Origin of the sequence: Microcoleus sp. B5-D4, from assembly GCF_036705145.1 — a bacterium.
In the GTDB taxonomy this organism is placed as follows: domain Bacteria; phylum Cyanobacteriota; class Cyanobacteriia; order Cyanobacteriales; family Microcoleaceae; genus Microcoleus.
The window spans coordinates 1-17,539 of record NZ_JAUBTV010000118.1; the positions used below are offsets into that span (position 1 = coordinate 1).

General features: G+C 47.6%; 15 protein-coding genes. 4 read left to right on the forward strand and 11 right to left on the reverse strand.

Annotated elements, in window-relative coordinates; translation table 11 throughout:
- Positions 1-348 precede the first annotated feature (348 nt).
- The 6 genes from QUB10_RS31360 to rfaE2 all read right to left on the reverse strand — a co-directional run bounded on the left by QUB10_RS31360 (position 349) and on the right by rfaE2 (position 5,712).
- The gene (locus QUB10_RS31360; RefSeq protein ID WP_333207054.1) at positions 349-1,908 is read right to left on the reverse strand and encodes an ATP-binding protein; all 1,560 of its coding nucleotides are present in this window, start codon (positions 1,906-1,908) and stop codon (positions 349-351) included.
- Positions 1,905-2,924, reverse strand: coding sequence for an ATP-binding SpoIIE family protein phosphatase (locus QUB10_RS31365; protein ID WP_333207055.1), 1,020 nt, complete (start codon positions 2,922-2,924; stop codon positions 1,905-1,907). The genes QUB10_RS31360 and QUB10_RS31365 overlap by 4 nt, the downstream gene beginning before the upstream one ends.
- Before the next feature lie 210 nt (positions 2,925-3,134).
- A complete protein-coding gene (locus QUB10_RS31370) occupies positions 3,135-3,533 on the reverse strand; it encodes an anti-sigma regulatory factor (RefSeq protein WP_333108114.1) in 399 nt (132 codons plus the stop codon).
- Between the two features lie 264 nt (positions 3,534-3,797).
- Positions 3,798-4,175 carry an STAS domain-containing protein gene (locus QUB10_RS31375; protein WP_333081356.1) on the reverse strand — a complete coding sequence of 126 codons (378 nt, stop codon included), beginning with the start codon at positions 4,173-4,175 and terminating at the stop codon, positions 3,798-3,800.
- 55 nt (positions 4,176-4,230) lie between these two features.
- Positions 4,231-5,100 (reverse strand): STAS domain-containing protein, encoded by an 870-nt coding sequence (locus QUB10_RS31380; RefSeq protein ID WP_333207056.1) that lies wholly within the window; start codon positions 5,098-5,100, stop codon positions 4,231-4,233.
- 117 nt (positions 5,101-5,217) lie between these two features.
- A complete protein-coding gene (rfaE2, locus tag QUB10_RS31385) occupies positions 5,218-5,712 on the reverse strand; it encodes a D-glycero-beta-D-manno-heptose 1-phosphate adenylyltransferase (protein WP_333314212.1) in 495 nt (164 codons plus the stop codon).
- A 796-nt stretch (positions 5,713-6,508) separates the two neighbouring features.
- On the opposite strand from rfaE2, the gene hpsJ-B reads away from it, so the two are divergent.
- Both hpsJ-B and QUB10_RS31395 read left to right on the forward strand, forming a co-directional pair.
- The gene (gene hpsJ-B / locus QUB10_RS31390; protein ID WP_333207057.1) at positions 6,509-7,339 is read left to right on the forward strand and encodes a hormogonium polysaccharide biosynthesis protein HpsJ; all 831 of its coding nucleotides are present in this window, start codon (positions 6,509-6,511) and stop codon (positions 7,337-7,339) included.
- A gap of 86 nt (positions 7,340-7,425) precedes the next feature.
- Positions 7,426-8,343: a glycosyltransferase family 2 protein gene (locus QUB10_RS31395; protein ID WP_333157317.1), complete on the forward strand. Its 918-nt coding sequence runs from the start codon at positions 7,426-7,428 to the stop codon at positions 8,341-8,343.
- Between the two features lie 385 nt (positions 8,344-8,728).
- On the opposite strand, the gene glgB is transcribed toward QUB10_RS31395, so the two are convergent.
- The 5 genes from glgB to QUB10_RS31420 all read right to left on the reverse strand — a co-directional run bounded on the left by glgB (position 8,729) and on the right by QUB10_RS31420 (position 14,178).
- Positions 8,729-11,023, reverse strand: coding sequence for a 1,4-alpha-glucan branching enzyme (gene glgB / locus QUB10_RS31400; RefSeq protein ID WP_333207058.1), 2,295 nt, complete (start codon positions 11,021-11,023; stop codon positions 8,729-8,731).
- A 194-nt stretch (positions 11,024-11,217) separates the two neighbouring features.
- The gene (locus tag QUB10_RS31405; RefSeq protein WP_333207059.1) at positions 11,218-12,690 is read right to left on the reverse strand and encodes a transposase; all 1,473 of its coding nucleotides are present in this window, start codon (positions 12,688-12,690) and stop codon (positions 11,218-11,220) included.
- Positions 12,691-13,102: 412 nt separating this feature from the next.
- The gene (locus tag QUB10_RS31410; protein ID WP_333207060.1) at positions 13,103-13,279 is read right to left on the reverse strand and encodes a hypothetical protein; all 177 of its coding nucleotides are present in this window, start codon (positions 13,277-13,279) and stop codon (positions 13,103-13,105) included.
- Positions 13,280-13,396: 117 nt separating this feature from the next.
- A complete protein-coding gene (locus QUB10_RS31415; protein ID WP_333207061.1) occupies positions 13,397-13,831 on the reverse strand; it encodes a glutathione S-transferase N-terminal domain-containing protein in 435 nt (144 codons plus the stop codon).
- A gap of 119 nt (positions 13,832-13,950) precedes the next feature.
- The gene (locus QUB10_RS31420) at positions 13,951-14,178 is read right to left on the reverse strand and encodes a serine protease (RefSeq protein WP_333207062.1); all 228 of its coding nucleotides are present in this window, start codon (positions 14,176-14,178) and stop codon (positions 13,951-13,953) included.
- 337 nt (positions 14,179-14,515) lie between these two features.
- Between QUB10_RS31420 and QUB10_RS31425 the strand changes: the two genes are divergently transcribed.
- Together QUB10_RS31425 and QUB10_RS31430 are read left to right on the forward strand one after the other, a co-directional pair.
- Positions 14,516-15,091, forward strand: coding sequence for a hypothetical protein (locus QUB10_RS31425; protein ID WP_333207063.1), 576 nt, complete (start codon positions 14,516-14,518; stop codon positions 15,089-15,091).
- Positions 15,092-15,386: 295 nt separating this feature from the next.
- A complete protein-coding gene (locus tag QUB10_RS31430; RefSeq protein WP_333207064.1) occupies positions 15,387-17,315 on the forward strand; it encodes a penicillin-binding protein 2 in 1,929 nt (642 codons plus the stop codon).
- Positions 17,316-17,539 lie beyond the last annotated feature (224 nt).

A 17,539-nucleotide genomic window follows, 5' to 3' on the forward strand; every position in this document is an offset into this window, starting at 1 on the left:
GCCCGTCCAAAACGGACGGGCGGGACGCCCATCCCACAATAACAATTAAAATTGTAAGTTATTTACTTCGCGCGCGATCCTTAGATTTTAGATTTTAGATTTTAGAATTGAAGCATTGACTTGCGCGAGATGAATCCGGGGGCTTGTATCCTGGATGCTTTCGGTCAATCGACTTTAGATTTTAGATTTTAGATTTTAGATTTTAGATTTTAGATTTTAGATGAAAGAATTGAAGCATTGACTTGCGCGAGATGAATCCGGGGGCTTGTATCCTGGATGCTTTCGGTGAGTATCATAATGTCGATAAAAATTGCTTGCGGTTCCTCTTTGAGCAGCCGAACCCAACCTTCAGCGCCGTCGGCGACCTATATCGCAGTACAATGAATTTCTGCCAGCAAGTTTTTCAGCAAATACCGAAAAACTATCTTCATCCTCCCCAATCAAAACTTTGGCTGCTGAATCCGCCGCTGGCGAGCGCCCGGAACCCCGCAAGCTACGAGAATTTGCGCTTGTCAGCGGTATTTCATCTGCCTTAGCAGGGGACATTTCCAAAGGGTTTTCTTCCTCTCCCCGATATAGAATCGGCAGTGTGACAAAAAAAGTCGAACCCACTCCGGGTGAACTTGTGATTTCAATACTTCCCCCTAGAAATTCCGCCAGTTTTTTGCACAGAGACAATCCCAACCCGGTGCCTCTGACGCCCTTCTGCAAGGGATTTTCTATTTGGACAAATTCTTCAAAAATCCGCCTTTGGTCTGCTGGGGGAATACCCATGCCCGTATCTGCTACTGAAAAAGTAACTGTCCCCTCCTCTCCTATTTCCGCAGCGACTCGAACTTCACCTGCTTCGGTAAATTTGAGGGCATTAGAAATCAGATTTCGCAAAATCTGAGAAACTTTTCCCTCGTCAGTTGTGAGGATTGGAATTTCGAGAGTATCTTCAAAAATTAGAGAAACGGCAGAGTTTTGGGGAAGCAGGGGGCGCATCATTCCTCGCAGGGCGCTGAACAAATCTTCGACTTCAAAATCAGCCAAGCGAACAGTTAGTTTTCCGGCTTCGACTTTGGCTAAATCTAATGAGTCGTTGACAAGTTCTGCGAGAGACTCGGCGGATTTGTAAATGTAATTTACTTGCTTGTCCTGTTCGGCTGAAAGTTCTCCGTCGAGGCGATTTAACAATATTTCGGAAAGGCTCATAATTGCCGTTAGCGGAGTGCGAAACTCGTGGCTCATATTGGAGAGAAAGCTGGTTTTGAGTTCGCTGGCGCGCCGGAGAGATTCGGCTTTGTCGTTCAATTCAGCGTAAAGTGCCAGGACTCCGCGATTGGTATCTTCTAGTTGTTGATTTAATTGTACGAGTTCTTCTTGACGCTGGCGGAGTTCGTCTAAAGTGCGTAGTAATTCTTGATTTTGTTGCTGAATTTCGGCATAGGGATCTTCGGGAATTTGGCGCGCTAGTTTGTCAACTAATTGATTTAGTTCGATCGCACTCAGCGCAGGCATATGTTTGGAAAACTGTTTAATTAATTGTACAGCCGTTCCGCGATCGGGCCGAGAGTCGATTTTCACTTCGTCCATCAACCGTTTCGCTGCTGCTAAACCGAGTCCCGCGCCGGTTTGGGATCGAAAATTGGGGCTTAACACAGCCGGTAAATCAGCAATTCCCGGCCCCGTGTCGGAAATCCGAGTCCGAAAAACTTGGGGCGATTCCCCTTCCACAATGAATTCTACTTTGCCACCGCCTGCATATTTGAAAGCATTGCGGGCAATTTCGGAAACTGCTGTGGCGATGCGGGTTTGTACTTGGGAATCGAATCCCAGCCCTTTAGCAATTTGGCGAGCTCTTTGGCGTACTTGTACGATGTCTTGTTCAAAACGGACTTCCGTCGTCAGGATTGGATAACTCACGCTGCTTCTCTCACCTTGGCTACTATAACTGTCATGTCATCGCGAGTGCGTTTGAAGTCCCGGTAGATCACGGCTGCGATTAAAGCAGGATGTCTGGAGGCTAAACCCGGGTAGCGGTTTAAATTCCACTGCGCCGCCAAACCGTCGGAGTGCATGATGAGTAGGGACTGCTGCGACCAAGGATAGACAAATTCTGCTACTTTTCGCATCATATGTCCAACTGTGCCGTTGTAGGAAACCATGCTACGGCTTTGGTTATCTGTGACAACTACACCGCTGATGTTGCCAATTCCGGCAAAACAAACTGTTTGTTGGGTACGATCGATTTGGGCGATCGCCGCAGCCGCTCCTCTGGTATTTTTTAAAGCAGCGTGCGCCTTCTCTAAAATTGCTTTCGGCCCGAGTTTGGCGTTTTCCTCAAATACACGCACTGCTTCGCCAGACGCTTCCTCCGCCAAATCCCCGTAGCCGAGCCCGTCTGCAACTAAAATCAGGTTTTTGTCAAGGTGATTTTCTGCAGCCCACGAATCCCCGCAAATTTGCTCTCCTGCTTTTGGCAAGTGGACGACCCCAAATTCCAAGTAATTGCTGTTTTGGGATGCTTCCCGGCTATTTTGGGTCGGTTCCAGCCGCGCTAATAAGGCTGTCCCCAGTTTTGGTACAGAATGAATATCAAAAAAAGTAGAGAGGCGTTGAATTGCCCCCAGTCCAGTTCCAGGGCTTCCCGCTGTAGAAAAACCGTCCCGCAGACACAGCGCGACATTTGCCATTCCCAGCCCCCGATCGAGCGCTACTATTTCAATGCTAGATCCTGCCGTTGTTTTTAATGTTCGCAGCAAAAGTTCTCCTTCGCGGGCGTGCTTGACCACGTTTTTTGCTGCTTCGGTGGTAACAATTGCCACTTTACCGCGATCGGTCTCGTTAAATCCGACTTCCGTCGCGAGGGCGACTGCAATTCGGCGCGCTTCTCCCACTTGACTTTCTTCTGTTACGGGCAGGGCTACGGCATCTATCATTTTTTATCAGTTCTCATAATGAAATCCTCCATAGGCCAACCCTCTCCGGGTATGGTGTGGGATGCCAAGAATCACTTCTTGGCTGTGCTGGTTGCTATTTATACCAATTAAAAAAATAATACAACTATACGCAAGCTCCAAACCCCGATCGTCCTCCGTCCTTCCCAATGCTTTAATCTAAAATCTCAACTCTCAAATCGTATTACTTACTCACCGCCAGCGGACGATCGCAATTTTAGTCCCCTTACCGACTTTGGAAACAATCTCAAATTCGTGCATCAACCGCTTGGAACCACTGAGCCCCAAACCCAAACCGTGATTAGAAGTATAACCGTCAGTCATTGCCAATTCGATGTCTGGAATTCCCGGGCCCTTGTCTTCAAAAATCAGCCTCAGCCCTTTGCGAGTGCCTAATTGCAGCGTTTCGAGAGTTACAGTTCCCCCTTTGCCGTACTCTACAGTATTGCGGGCGAGTTCGCTGGCTGCGGTAACGATTTTCGTTTGGTCTAGTAAACCGAATCCCATTGCTACAGCCCAAGTTCGCACTTGCTGTCGGACGTGGACTATATCGGATGACGATCGGATTTCTAGTGTCTCACGTTTTGACATGGCGGCTACTGTACCAAAATAGAACTTCTCCCCAAAATATAGGACTTACGCTCATCAACTTAGTTTCTCCTAATAGGACTTACGCACTTACTACGATTTTCTCTCAAAAGAGAACATAGTGCAGGAATCTCAAACCCTTGATTTAACCCCCTGGAGTGCGTAAGCCCTGTCCTAAGAAATCTTCAGTTTGTCAAGAAGGTATCTACAAACAAACTAGGTTTCTTGACTGCCTGTGCCTCATTCAGGGGACAATTAATCGACTGCTTAAGCTTGCTCGTCAAGAGACAAACCCAAGGATTTTCTTAACAAAATCATGCCCTTTTCAACGCTTAAAGCTGTGCGAACTCCTGTCAGGGAAAGCCCCAACTCAACGAGCGTAATAGCAACCGCTGGCTGCATCCCGACCACAACTGTTTCCGCATCTAAAATTCGTGACATACTAGCGATATTGTTGATAATGCGACCGATAAAAGAATCCACAATTTCTAGGGAAGAAATTTCTATCAACACACCTTTGACGCCTGTTTTGACAATGCGGTTTGTCAGGTCATCTTGCAGCGTCATTGCTAAGCGATCGTGCATATCTACTTGAATTGTTACTAGCAAAAATTCTCCCATTTGAAGGATCGGTATTCGTTCCACAAATTCACCTATGTGTTAAGCTTTACTAAAATTTTCATCTCAGACTGCAATATGTTTATTTTTCCTCTTTAATATTTTTTATAGTTAAACCTTGGCGCTGCAACGCGACTTTAAAAGCATCTGCTAAAGTAGCTTTTGTGAGAATATCCTGCAAGTCAACTCCCAAGTGAACTATGGTTTGAGCTATTTGCGGGCGAATGCCACTGATGATGCACTCAGTACCCATTAAACGGGCGGCAGCTACAGTTTTTAATAAATGTTGAGCAACTAAAGTGTCAACAGTCGGCACGCCTGTAATGTCTAAAATCGCAAATTCTGAGCCGCTTTCCATGATTTCCTGCAATAGAGTTTCCATTACTATTTGAGTGCGGGCACTGTCGAGAGTCCCGATCATGGGTAAAGCTAGAATGCCTTGCCAAAGTTTGACTACGGGTGTTGACAATTCGAGCATTTCTTGCTGTTGGCGTTCGATGACTTCTTCGCGAGCTTTGAGAAAAATTTCTGTCACCCAAAGGCCAAGCTGGTCTAATAAACTGGTGGAAAGCCAAAGTTGTTCGACAAGTGCGTCGCGGTTTTCTGTCAGTTCATGACAAAGCCGATCGAACAATGGCTTTTTGAAGCATAAAATGAAACTCGCTATCTCTGAGGGAGTAAAGCCTCTCTGAACGCGCGATCGCGAAACTTCTGCTAGTAACACCCGCATATTTTCCCATTCGGGTGTCTGGATGTCGCTAAAGTTACCGTGTCCGACTGCAATGTGGAGCAATTGCAGGAACTCTTGACACTCGGAGCGCAATTCTTTGGCTCTCATCAAGTCGTCCCGCCGCAGCCCGGTATTTTGCAGTTCTTTGAGCCAGTCTGCTAGTAACTCTGCTTTGTGTCTTTGTAGGATTTCCGCGATCGTGTTATTGCTTGTGAGTTCCATTAAAATTATCTCCTGCTTAGCAATTGGGATGAAGTTGTATGAGCTATCGCACCAAGCGTGTTTTTTGATGGGGCAACTTCTGAGTTTAGCTCACTGTTTGCTGTTTGCGATCGAGGGTTAAGTACCTAACTGCAAAATGCGTTTGACGATCGCACTGGTAGAACTCGGAACTTCTATTTCGATTAAGGAAATCTTGCCACCTCCGGCGATAACGGCCGGTGCTTCCGGCAGAGTTTCGACTTGATAGTCGCCTCCTTTAACGTATATATCAGGCTTCAGGATATTTATCAGTTTAGTTGCTGTAATTTCGGAAAAAATTACTACAGCGTCTACTGGTTTGAGGGCTGCTAACACTTCGGCTCGCTGATTTTCCGGTACGATCGGGCGGGGTGGCAATCCCGGCTGCTGCGGTTTGATAGCTTGCACGCTGGCGTCGCTATTCAATCCCACCACGAGCGATCGCCCCAAATTTTTTGCCGCCTGCAAATAGCGGACGTGACCGCAGTGCAGGATATCGAAGCACCCGTTAGTAAACACGATCGGACGCCACTTGTCCGGATCGGATGCGATCGATCTTTCAAGTTCTCTCAACGTATAAACATCAGAAATCATTGCAGTCATTACCACCCAATTTGAACAGCGCTCAAATTTATCCTACCAAAAAATGTGAGAGTTTGCACTTGCGTTATTAAAAAATAAATCAGTCAATCTGCCACTGATTAATACTTGCTTATGAGTAACTATTAATTAGTGTTTGGTAACTTACAAGCCAGAATATCTCAGTAAAAATTACCGAATGTTAAGCTGATTTATAAAACATAATCCCCCGTAAAAAATAGCTACTCGTCTATCTGTGACTGCCATATCCTGCTGTTGGTAATTCGAGGTTAAAAAGGTTGGTAAACAATTATTTATTCCCGCCCTCTCTTATATCAATTACTATAAGACAAGGGATGAGAGTTCCACCGCATCGGGCAGGCGATCGGGGAGTGAGAGCCCTAGGGGGTGAGACCCAACAAAACGCGCTCCTCCTGTGTCTCTTATTTCTGACACCGCCGCGCGAGCGAAAGCTAGTTAAAAGCACCGAACCCAAGCGTGCAGAGCTCATCTTTACGCTGGATTCGTCAGACTAGAGAAGAAGCCAGCAGTTGCTTGCTGCAGTTTCTGGGCGCTATCTTGACCAAGCTTTACAGCCAACCCAGAAGCGCACAGCCTCCTGTGTCCAACTCTATATAGCTGTGCAGAAACTCGACCTTTTGGGTCGCAACCGCAGCCTGTGAAAACCCAGAGGAAAGTCGAGTTCGGTACCCGAAGCAGCTATTTTGGTGGAAAATAGCTAAACTCGTTCAACAAAATCCACTCAACTACCCCCTTGAATCTAACGGTGTAGAATTATCTAACACGAATTATGAAAGCAAGTAATAGCCGTCAATTTTCTTCAGTAGCTGCTCGAACTCTCAAAGTAGTCGGGATTATCTTGATTCTCTCTGCTTTGCTTGACTGCATTGTTCTGTCGCTGCCGGGAGAAACTTCAGACCTTCTCAATCGAGGCTGGCAGTTGACTGCTGCAACTCAGATAGTTGACAAGGGCATTATTCCTTTGATCGGTATCGCCCTCCTGATGACTGGCTTTTGGGTTGACAGCAGCAGTGGAGTCTCTATTGAGCGACGCAACGTTTGGCTGGACTTGCGATTCTGGGCGCTGTTGATTTCCAGCTTGTTAGGTCTAGTTTACCTATCTCTGGTTCCCGTTCACCTCAACAATACTCGTTTGGAACTCAAGGATGCTCTGGCTCAAGTCGATCAAGAAGCGGGACAAGCGGAAGGTCAGCTTGAGGCACAACTTAAAAGCCCTCAATTTAAAGCTCAGGTAGAACAGCTCAAAAGCGAGCGTCGCAGCCAGATAGGGGCGCTGCTGCAAGACGACGGGAAGCTGCAACAAGCACTCAAGAGTCCAGAGGTTCCCAAGGAATTGAAAGCTGTGCTTGAGCAGTCGAAAAATGACCCGAAAGCCCTCGACAAGTTCCTGGAACAGCAAGCTCAATCACTTCCCACTCAAGCTCGCAACGAGATTCGCACCCGCAAGCAACAAAAAGAGAAAGAGTTAAGAACTCGATCGAGAAATTCGAGTTTGCAGACGGGAATCAACAGTTTGCTGTTAGCGATAGGCTACATTACTGTTGGTTGGACGGGATTGAGAAGTATGGGAATTCTGCGGTTCGGCCGCCGCAAAAATTGACCGGCGCTGGCAGGGATAGCGCTGGTCGAGACATCCCTGAGAAATAGTTTGTTTACCCAATAGTTTGCCCTTACTGAAAGCTGGGAATGTTCTCAATTTATATTCTGACTTACAACGAAGAGATTGATATCGCCGCTTGCATTGAATCGGCACTGCTTTGTGACGATATCATTGTAGTTGATTCTTTCAGCACCGATCGCACCCTTGAGATTGTTCAGAACTATGCCGTGCAAACAGTACAGCACCGCTTTGAAACTCACGGACGCCAGCGGACTTGGATGCTCCAAGAAGTCCCGTGCAAGTACGAATGGGTTTACATCCTCGAAGCTGACGAGCGGATGACGCCTGCACTGTTTGCTGAATGCTTAAAGGCGATCGAAAGTCAAGAATATATCGGCTATTACGTAGCTGAAAAAGTAATATTTATGGAGCGCTGGATTCGCCGCAGCACTCAATATCCCCGTTATCAAATGCGTCTCTTTCGCAAAGACCGAGTGTGGTTTACTGACTACGGTCACACTGAACGGGAAGTCTGCAATGGGCCTACTCACTTTTTGAAGGAAACTTACCCTCACTATACTTGCAGCAAAGGTCTTTCCCGCTGGATTGAAAAGCACAACCGCTACTCGACTGACGAGGCGGCTGAAACTCTCCGCCAATTAGAAGCGGGTCAAGTAAATTGGTGGGGTTTATTGTTTGGCGCGTCGGAGGTGGAAAGGCGCCGCGCTTTGAAAGATTTTTCTTTGCGCTTGCCTTTGCGGCCTGTGGTGCGCTTTTTCTATATGTATATTTTACTCGGCGGATTTCTTGACGGCCAAGCGGGATTGGCTTGGTGCACGCTGCAAGCTTTTTATGAATATCTAATTTTGCTGAAAGTTTGGGAAATGAAGCATCTACCACTGCCAGCTTTAGAGGTAGCGACAGAACAATCTATTTCAGAAGTAGTAACAGTTGAGCAGTCAAAAGTTTCTTATAATCTTGGCGCTTCCGATACTCGAAATTAAAAATTGGTAAGAGGTAAGCTCGCCTAGCGGTAGTATTTGGAACTTATACCCTCGCCGTTCCCCGCCGATCGGACTCGAGGGGTAGCCTAAGTATTTAGAAGAGTTATTATATCCTTTCCCTGTGCATCGAAATTATTCATCTCTCTCTTCTCTTCCTCTGCGATCTCTGCGTACTCTGCGGTTAAATCATTCCGATGCAACCGGAATTAATATTAAACTCCTTAAATCCGAAGAAAGCGAATCCGTTGCAGAACTTCCTTCTTTCGCCACAACAACAAAACAAAAAAAACCCGATTTCTGGGAGAAACCGGGTTTCTAAATACCCTCAAAGCTTTAGGTTTAATAAAGCTTTGATTCTTAACTCAAAACTATCACCACTCACAACTTAAAACTGTTGAGATTTTGCTGTTGTTTTTGCCCGATCGAGCTTTAAGATCAACACCCCCAAAGGTGGCAAACACAAGTCGATCGAATAAGCACTGTTGTGGAACCACCACTCCTCAGTCCACTTGCCCCCCAAATTCCCCATATTGCTACCGCCGTATTCCCGCGCGTCGCTGTTAAACAACTCCGTATAGAAACCTGGTTCCGGCACTCCTACGCGATAGTGAGAGTGCGGCTGGGGCGTAAAATTGCACACCGTCACCACAAACTCGTCGCCATCCTTCTCTCGGCGCACAAATGCCACGACGCTGTGTCGATTGTCGCTGCAATCAATCCACTCAAACCCATCCTCAGCAAAATCTTGACTGTAAAGTGCCGTTTCGCTGCGGTACAAATGGTTCAAATCTTTAAAAAACAGCTTCAACTTTTGGTGCGGCTCGAATTGCAGCAACTGCCACTGCAAATCCCCCCAAACGTTCCACTCGTGCCACTGGCCGAACTCCATCCCCATAAAGATCGTTTTCTTTCCGGGATGAGCAAACATAAAAGTAAACAAACACCGCACGTTTGCAAACTTTTGCCATTCGTCCCCTGGCATTTTCCCGATGATGTGGGCTTTGCCGTGCACTACTTCATCGTGGGACAAAGCCAGCATGAAATTCTCGCTGTGGTTGTACCACATACTGAAAGTTATGTTGTTCTGGTGGAACTGGCGGAACCACGGGTCCATGTGGTAATAGTCGAGCATATCGTGCATCCAACCCATGTTCCACTTCAGGTTGAAACCCAAACCGCCTACATAGGTCGGCCAAGATACCATCGGCCAAGAGGTAGATTCTTCGGCGATCGACAGCGCACCTGGGAAATAGCTAAAAATGACGTGATTCGCCTGTCGCAGAAAATCTGCCGCCTCGATATTTTCCCGTCCCCCGTACTGGTTGGTCAGCCATTCTCCCGGTTCGCGGCAGTAATCCAAATAAAGCATCGAGGCTACGGCATCTACGCGAATCCCATCGATGTGGTACTTGTCAAACCAGAACAAAGCGTTTGCTACTAAGAAATTCCGCACCTCGTTGCGGCCGTAGTTAAATACCAGGGTTCCCCACTCTTTGTGCTCGCCCTTGCGGGGGTCGGCGTGTTCGTACAAGTGAGTTCCGTCAAAGAAAGCCAAGCCGTGGCCGTCTTTGGGGAAATGTCCCGGTACCCAGTCCACCAGTACGCCAATGCCGTTGGCGTGGCACTGGTCAACAAAATACATGAAATCTTCAGGTTTGCCGTAGCGGGAAGTTGGGGCGAAATAGCCGGTTACTTGGTAGCCCCAAGAACCGTCGAAAGGATGTTCGGCGATGGGCAGCATTTCGATGTGAGTGAATCCCAAATCTTTGACGTAGGGTATCAGCCGATCGGCTAATTCCCGGTAAGTCAGAAAGCGCGCCCCGGGATTGAGTTCCGAAACTTGCACGGGGGGTTCTATTTCCCCATTTGGTAGCACGGCGGGTTCGTCAGTAGCGGCGTGCAGCCAAGAACCGATGTGGCATTCGTAAACCGAAACCGGCTGCGTCAGTTGGTCTGTGTGTCGCCGCTTTTCGATCCAAGCGCTGTCGTTCCAAGTGTAGGTGTCTAAGTCCGTGACAATTGATGCTGTTTTCGGCCGCACTTCTTGCTGGAAACCGTAAGGATCGGACTTTTCGTAGGGATGTCCGTCTTGGTTTTTCACTTCGTATTTGTAGGAAGTTCCCACGGATAGTCCCGGAATAAATAATTCCCAGATGCCGTTTTGCGATTTCCGCATTTGATGTTTGCGGCCGTCCCAATAGTTGAAATCTCCTAAAACAGACACGTTGCGGGCATTTGGGGCCCAAACGGCAAAATATACTCCTGTGATGCCGTCTACTTCGGTGAGGTGCGCCCCCAGTTTTTCATAAATGCGGTGGTGATTGCCTTCGGAGAATAGGTGCTGGTCGAATTCTGTGAGTTTGGGCGATCGAAAGGCGTAGGGATCGTAGATGAAGCGCTCGTGTTCCCCTTCTTTGACCCGCAATTGATAGTTTGCTAGTTCTGGGGTGTCGATCGTACATTCAAAAAAGTGAGGGTGATGCTCTGATTTCATGGGGTATTCGGCCCTGGCCTCCGGCACAACTACGGATACCGCATCCGCATTCGGCAGATAAGCTCGGACGACCCAGACTTTTTTGCCATTTTCTTCGATCGCGTGAGGGCCTAGCACTTCAAATGGATCGTGGTGCTGATTCCAAACAATGCGGTCAATCTGTTCAAAGGGGACGGTCGCGGGCATAAAACTACTTACCTCAATCTTTTAACTAAATGGCTTTCAAAACCTAGAGCGGCGCTGCACTTTACATTTCGATACATTTTTGATCGCTGATCCTACCACTGATTAGCACGATCTTGCCTGCAGCAGATCCAGCGCGCGCCCTTGCACACACAGCAGGCTGTTGCCTTGCCGGAGGCCGAGCTGGGGTTTTACTGCTAACATCTAAGTATAGAAATAGTGAACGAACCTGACGGTAAACTGACTATAGTTAGACCGCAGGCTTCTTTTTCCTTTTTTTCAAAGGCTTTTTTGAGTGACGGAGTTCCCCCGCCACTTTCGTAACTTAGACCAATTCTCTTTATAAGCTTAGCTGAGTTTTTATCTCGATCCAAAGATTCTCCGCATTGACAAGAATGCCAGCGCTCCGACAATTCTTTCGGTACTTTGTTGAGGCAATTCCAGCAATGTTGAGAAGTTCCTCTTGGAGAGACAAACAAAATGCTTTTACCCAATTTCCAGGCGACATATTTTAGGACGCTGGCGAATTGCCCATGAGCAGCATCAAGCATGGATTTATTCAAGCCACTTTTAGCTGACTGACCGTTCGGCAAATAAACCAAATTACCATTTTCAACATCTGTCTTGGGCTTGGCACGTCTAGTTAAATTTTTGACACTCAAGTCTTCAACAACTAAAACCTCACATTTACCGAATAGCTCATGTGCAGTTTTAAACTGAAAATCTAATCGGGATCTAGCTACAAACTGATGGAGTTGGGAAATCTTGTCCTTGATAATCTTCCAAGGCTTAGAACCCTTGACTCTATTAGCTAACTTCGCTTGAAGTTTTGCCAATTTCTGGGCCGACTTCCTCAAAAACCTAGGATTCTCAACTCTCTCGCCATTGGAAAGATAGACGTAGTTAGTGATTCCCATATCGATGCCAACAGTATTTTCGACCGTCGGTTGAATTTCTGCAACCGTTACGGGAACTGTTTTATCTTCTAGCGTTAGGGAGATATACCACCCATCAGCTTCTCTGATAACTGTTCCCGTCTTAACTGTGAACCTTGTTGGTATTGGACGGTGGAAAACCATAGGTACTTGACCTATTTTTGCGAGGTCAATACAAATCCTATTTTGCTCGTCCTTGACAAGATCAAGATTGTCTAGTTGAGGATAAGTGAAAGATTTGTAGTAATGAAGCCCTTTGAATCTGGGCTTGCCTCTACGATTGCCATTTTTATCGGGCGTGGTGAAATTTGAAAAGGAAGTTTCCACTCTGTTGACGACATCTTGCAAAACCTGAGAGTCCAACACTTTATAATCAGGAAATAGCTTTTTTGTGTTTTTCAGGTCAGCCAGTTGTATGGTTTGCCACTGTACATATCCGCCTTCAATGTTCGAGAAAACGTCACCTTTCCTGGTCAAAGGATTGCCTGACTCATCCTTTTTTCTACCATCCCTAGTTTGCACTCTCGTCAAAGGAATATTTTGATAAATTTCCTCAATCGGGACTATCGAAACAATCAAGGGGCAGGCGTTGATAGGTGTTCTCGTGGCTTCCCACCACCTAAATCTATCGCCAAGTCGGTAGTTGTACTGCCGACGACAGAGCTCTAGGTGAGCCACCATCGTTGTTAGTTGGGCTTTTGTGGGTTTGAGGCGGTATTTGTAAGTGAGTTGCATTTTTTAACTTCCTTTTTTCGACCTTTGCATAGTATAGTTTGTGTATGTCCAAAATGCCACACCAAAACTTACCATTTCAACACTTAGGAAGTACATCGAAAATCAAGATACTTCCGAAGATTAATTCATAGTGGCTAAGTCTAATTGTCGGTTTCCGTCCCTCCACCCGACGCTTCTGGACATCACGGTCGGTAATTCCCAACGGGGTACTTCGCGCAGCGCTCAGATGTGTCCCCTCTAAATATACCGAGGGACTTCCCGGCTGGTAGTTCAAACAAATTGAAAAATTTATATTTTTTCCCAAATATCCTTGACTTATTTTTTTATATGTGATAATGATTTTTTTAAAACTCTTGTCGATTGGCGGCTGCAGGAGGGTCAACCCTGTAAGTTTTGGGGAGCAGTTAATGGTTTACCTAGAATTTTCAGGCAGGGACGATCGCCCGATCGGTAGAATTTCACATCCCGGAGGCTGGGTTTCCCCACAAAGCCCGTGAAGTTGGGCAATACGCTCAAAGAGCGAAGGATGCTTAACTCGGTATTGAGGAATCAAAGCTAAAGCACTCAGCAGGGCGACAGCAGCAAGCAATATCTGCCATGCTCAAGGCATCGCCTACCAAAAAACTAGCACCATCCTACCAGCGACGGTGCAATAGGTTTAAAGCAGAACTCATGCTTAACAGAAGTTAGTTTTGTCGAGGCAGGGTTAATACCGAACTGGCAGGGGGCCAATTGAATCACTAAACTGGCTCAAAACAGACGGGTAGATTTGCTTGCCGGCACCGGCGCGAAACTCGTAGTCAACAAATCGAGTAGCCATGCCGATGCTGTCATCGAGCAAATCTGCGACGAGCATCCAAGGCTCAGCTTGCTTTCCTATCCTCTGCGAGCCACAGTGGCGGGGAAGGAAAGCGAGACTCGATCGAGTGCAAAATTTTCGTCGAGTCTGCGAGATCCTCCGGTTAATATTCAGTTGAGGCAGCAGCACTGGCAATGTCCTCAAACATCCTGTCACAGGCTTGAGTTTCAAAACGTGCAGGCCGGGAGTCAAATTTTCAACTTCAAAGGGGATGCCCTTGTAACCCACCGCTAAGCGGACTTTGCTGCTGTAAGGGGATGTACGGAACTGTAGTAAAAGCATCCGACTACAACTAAGACCCAACTTGAGACCTAGACCTCTGAGATGAAAAAATGCGAGGAGCGAACGATTTTTCACCTGGAGGCTAGGCTCGTTGGGCAAACACTCTCGGATCGCCCTAGTTAGGGAGACTTTTTAGGAGTAGGGGCAGGGGTAGTAGTTGCACCAGCCCCAGGAGTGGCTTTTGGAGATGCAGAAGAAGCCGGGGGAGTAGTAGTAGTAGTGCCAGTGCCACCAGTGCCGCCCGGAGAGGGGCTAGGGGAGCTGGGGCTGGTGGTTTCTCCTCCGCAGGCGCCGAGGGCGACTGCCAAGCCCACTACCAAAGTCAAACGAATTAATCCCTTGTTCATAAAAACTCCTTAACATTGAAAACCCATCGCAAGGAAGGGAATAGTGTACTTGAGAAACAATGCTGGCACGAATAGCTCAACGATTCGCTCGTTGATTACAATACTGCATTTATTAATAAATTTCACATAGATTATCGCTAACCAGCAAAGATTTCTTTTTTTTGGCAAATCCTGAAGTCAAAGAGACCAGTGGTAGGATGGGTTGGTTGGCTTGTGAGGTATCCTTGGTAAGGATAACCGATCGAACGCAGATAGCCACTACTGGCGCTCTGGGAGACAAAAAACTCTTAACCTCAATCAAGCTGAAGCTACCACACTTTACGTATTGGTGAACTTTATGACCGCTGCTATCAGATCCCCGGATTCTCCCCGCTCCCGATCGACCCGCAAGCCCGCTGCTGGAGCTGCCAAAAGCAAAGTTACTTCTATTGCGCGAGCTAGGCGGGCGAAGACAGGGCCGGTATTGCCCAACTACTCGCCAGCCGACGAACAGGCGATTGCTCGATCGTCCGCATCAGTGCTGAAAGTCTTGCCCAATCGCCTGCAGCAGCCCGTGTGGTTGCGATCGCTCCTGCAAGCACAGCGCGCCTCCTCAGTGGTAGCAGTTATGCTTTTGGGCGGTGCTCTGAGTCTCTACGGCTTGACCGTTTACGGCGAGCAGCGCTGGAGTCAGGAGTATCAAAAACTGGAAACTCTGCGCCTCCGGGAACAGCAATTGAGTGCTTCTAGCGAAGTCTTGAAACACCAACTTGCTAAAGAAGCCCAAAATCCCGAAACCGGTTTGGCTCCGCAGAATCCTGGGGACACGATTTTCTTGCAGCCTGCCCCTGAAACTCGATCGCCCGTTGCGGCACCAAATTCTGAGCCCGCTCTCCAGAATCGAGCCGGTGTGGAAACACCCCTGGGCTATTAAACCTGTGTCAAAGCGGAGAGCGCCCTCCGGGCCTGAGTGTCCGAGGGCCTGAAAATTTGAGGATCTAATTTCCTTTTTGACTTTTTTCCAAGTCGCGATCGATTTTCAGCTTCCCACCGGAAGTTACAGATTAAAAATAATTAAGACCACTTCAAAAAACAGAATGCAACTTTAGGTGTGATCCAAACCCTGATAGGGACTGCTCATTCCCAAGTCGTGAATTTTATATTTTAAGATTTAAGTTATAAATTATCAATTCTACAACGCTCTAACTTGCTATTGAATTTTTAATGCCATGAGCTACGACCCCCGTTTTGACCGCTACAGATCGCCGAATTTCAAACGCACAAAACAGGCGGGCGATTCCCTACGGGATAGCTTCGCCGCGCGTACTGGGTGGAAAAAATCAGCCAAACCTAGAGATTCCGGCAGTTTCGGCCGATCGCCACAACAGACGGCTGCATCTTGGGGGCGACCAGTGGAGCGTTTAAAGCGCAGCAAGTTCCGTTTGTGGGCGGTGTGGGCGGTGTTGATGCTGGGGGGGCTGGGGCTGGCTATGAATTTGTTTTATTTGCAGGTGACGCGAGCTCCGGCGCTGCGTAAACAGGCTCTTCAGCAGCAAACTCTCAAAACGAAGCCGTTTGTACCGAGACGCCCGATAATTGACCGCGCCGGAAATGTTTTGGCGATCGACAGACAGGTGTACACGCTCTACGCTCACCCGAAGTTGTTTAACCACTCGAAGGCGGAAATTGCGGCTAAGTTGGCTCCGATGCTGGCGATCGAACTGACTCCGGGCACTACGTCGGAAACTGAACTGATACGCAGGTTTAATCTTGCTGAAAGCGGTATTACAATTGCGGAGTCTCTACCTCAAGAGGTTGCCGATCGCGTCGCTGGGATGCAAATTAAAGAGAGTCTGGTGGATGGCTTGGAGTTGCTGCGTCAGCAGCAGCGTTTTTACCCGCAGCAGGAGTTGGCGGCGGATATCCTCGGTTATGTGGACGGGGAACGGAAGGGACAAGCCGGGGTGGAATACAGCCAGCAGAATTTGTTGGAACGATCGATGCCGTCGATTCAGTTTAGCAGGTCGAGCAATGGGAATTGGGTTCCCGATCGGCTGACGGCGGGATTTGTGCAGCTTGATGACTTGAAATTGCAATTGACGATCGACAGTCGCTTGCAGCGGGCGGCCCGAAGTGCCCTCAAGGAAAAAATGAAGCAACACGATGCGAAGCGGGGCACAGTGATTGTGATGGATGCCCGTAACGGGGAATTGCTGTCAGTTGTGGCGGAACCTTCTTATGACCCGAATCAATATTTTAATTTCGATTTGTCGCGCTATAAAAATTGGGCTGTAACTGATGTTTATGAGCCTGGTTCGACTTTTAAAGCGATTAATGTGGCGATCGCTCTGGAAGCGGGTGCGGTGAAACCTAATACTGTGTTTAACGATGAAGGTCGGATTTACATGAATCCCTGGACTATCCAAAATTCCGATTACCAAAGAGCAGGAGCGCGTGGCCCTTCGACTGTTACTGAGATTTTGAAACATTCTAGTAATGTGGGGATGGTGCACATTATGAGAACCATGAAACCTTCTCTTTACTATCAAGCTTTAGAAAAACTCGGACTCGGACAAACTGCGGGAACTGATTTGCCTTTTGAAGTAACCAGCCAGCTTAAAAATCGAGAGCAATTTATTAATTCTCCTGTGGAAGTTGCTACTACGGCTTTTGGGCAAGGTTTTTCGATTACTCCGATGCAGTTGGTGCAGCTTAACGGAGCTTTGGCTAATGGTGGCAAGTTGGTGACTCCTCACGTTGTGCGGGGACTTTTTGATAGGGAAGGTGAAGCTTATTGGAAGCTTCCGAGGCCGATTCCTAAGCAGGTTTTTTCACCGGAAACTACTAAGCAGGTGTTAGAAATGATGGAAACTGTGGTTGATGGTGGTACGGGGAAAGCTGCACAAATTCCTGGGTATCGGATTGCTGGAAAAACGGGCACGGCTCAAAAAGCTAATGCTGGTGGGGGTTATTCTGACAAGGCGATTATTACTAGCTTTGTGGGGATCATGCCTGTGGAGGCTCCTCGGTATGTGGTTTTGGCGGTGATTGATGAGCCGAAGGAGGGTTCTTCGGGGGGTACGGTGGCGGCGCCGATTGTGGAGTCGGTGATGGAGGCGCTGATTTCTATTGAGAAAATTGCGCCGAGTAAGAAGTAGTTGATTATACAGCATATTCGGTGGTTGATGAAGTACAGTAGTCGCTATATTTATGTGGTGTGATTTTAATATGTAGGGTGCGGATCTGCGACCTTTTAAATAGAACTTGCAGATTGACGGGTGTATCCGCACCTTACTTAGGAATGAGAATTAAATAACTTCCACTCTTGAAAGTGGGATGGGCGTCCCGCCCGGCCAAAAAGGACGGGCGGGACGCCCAACCC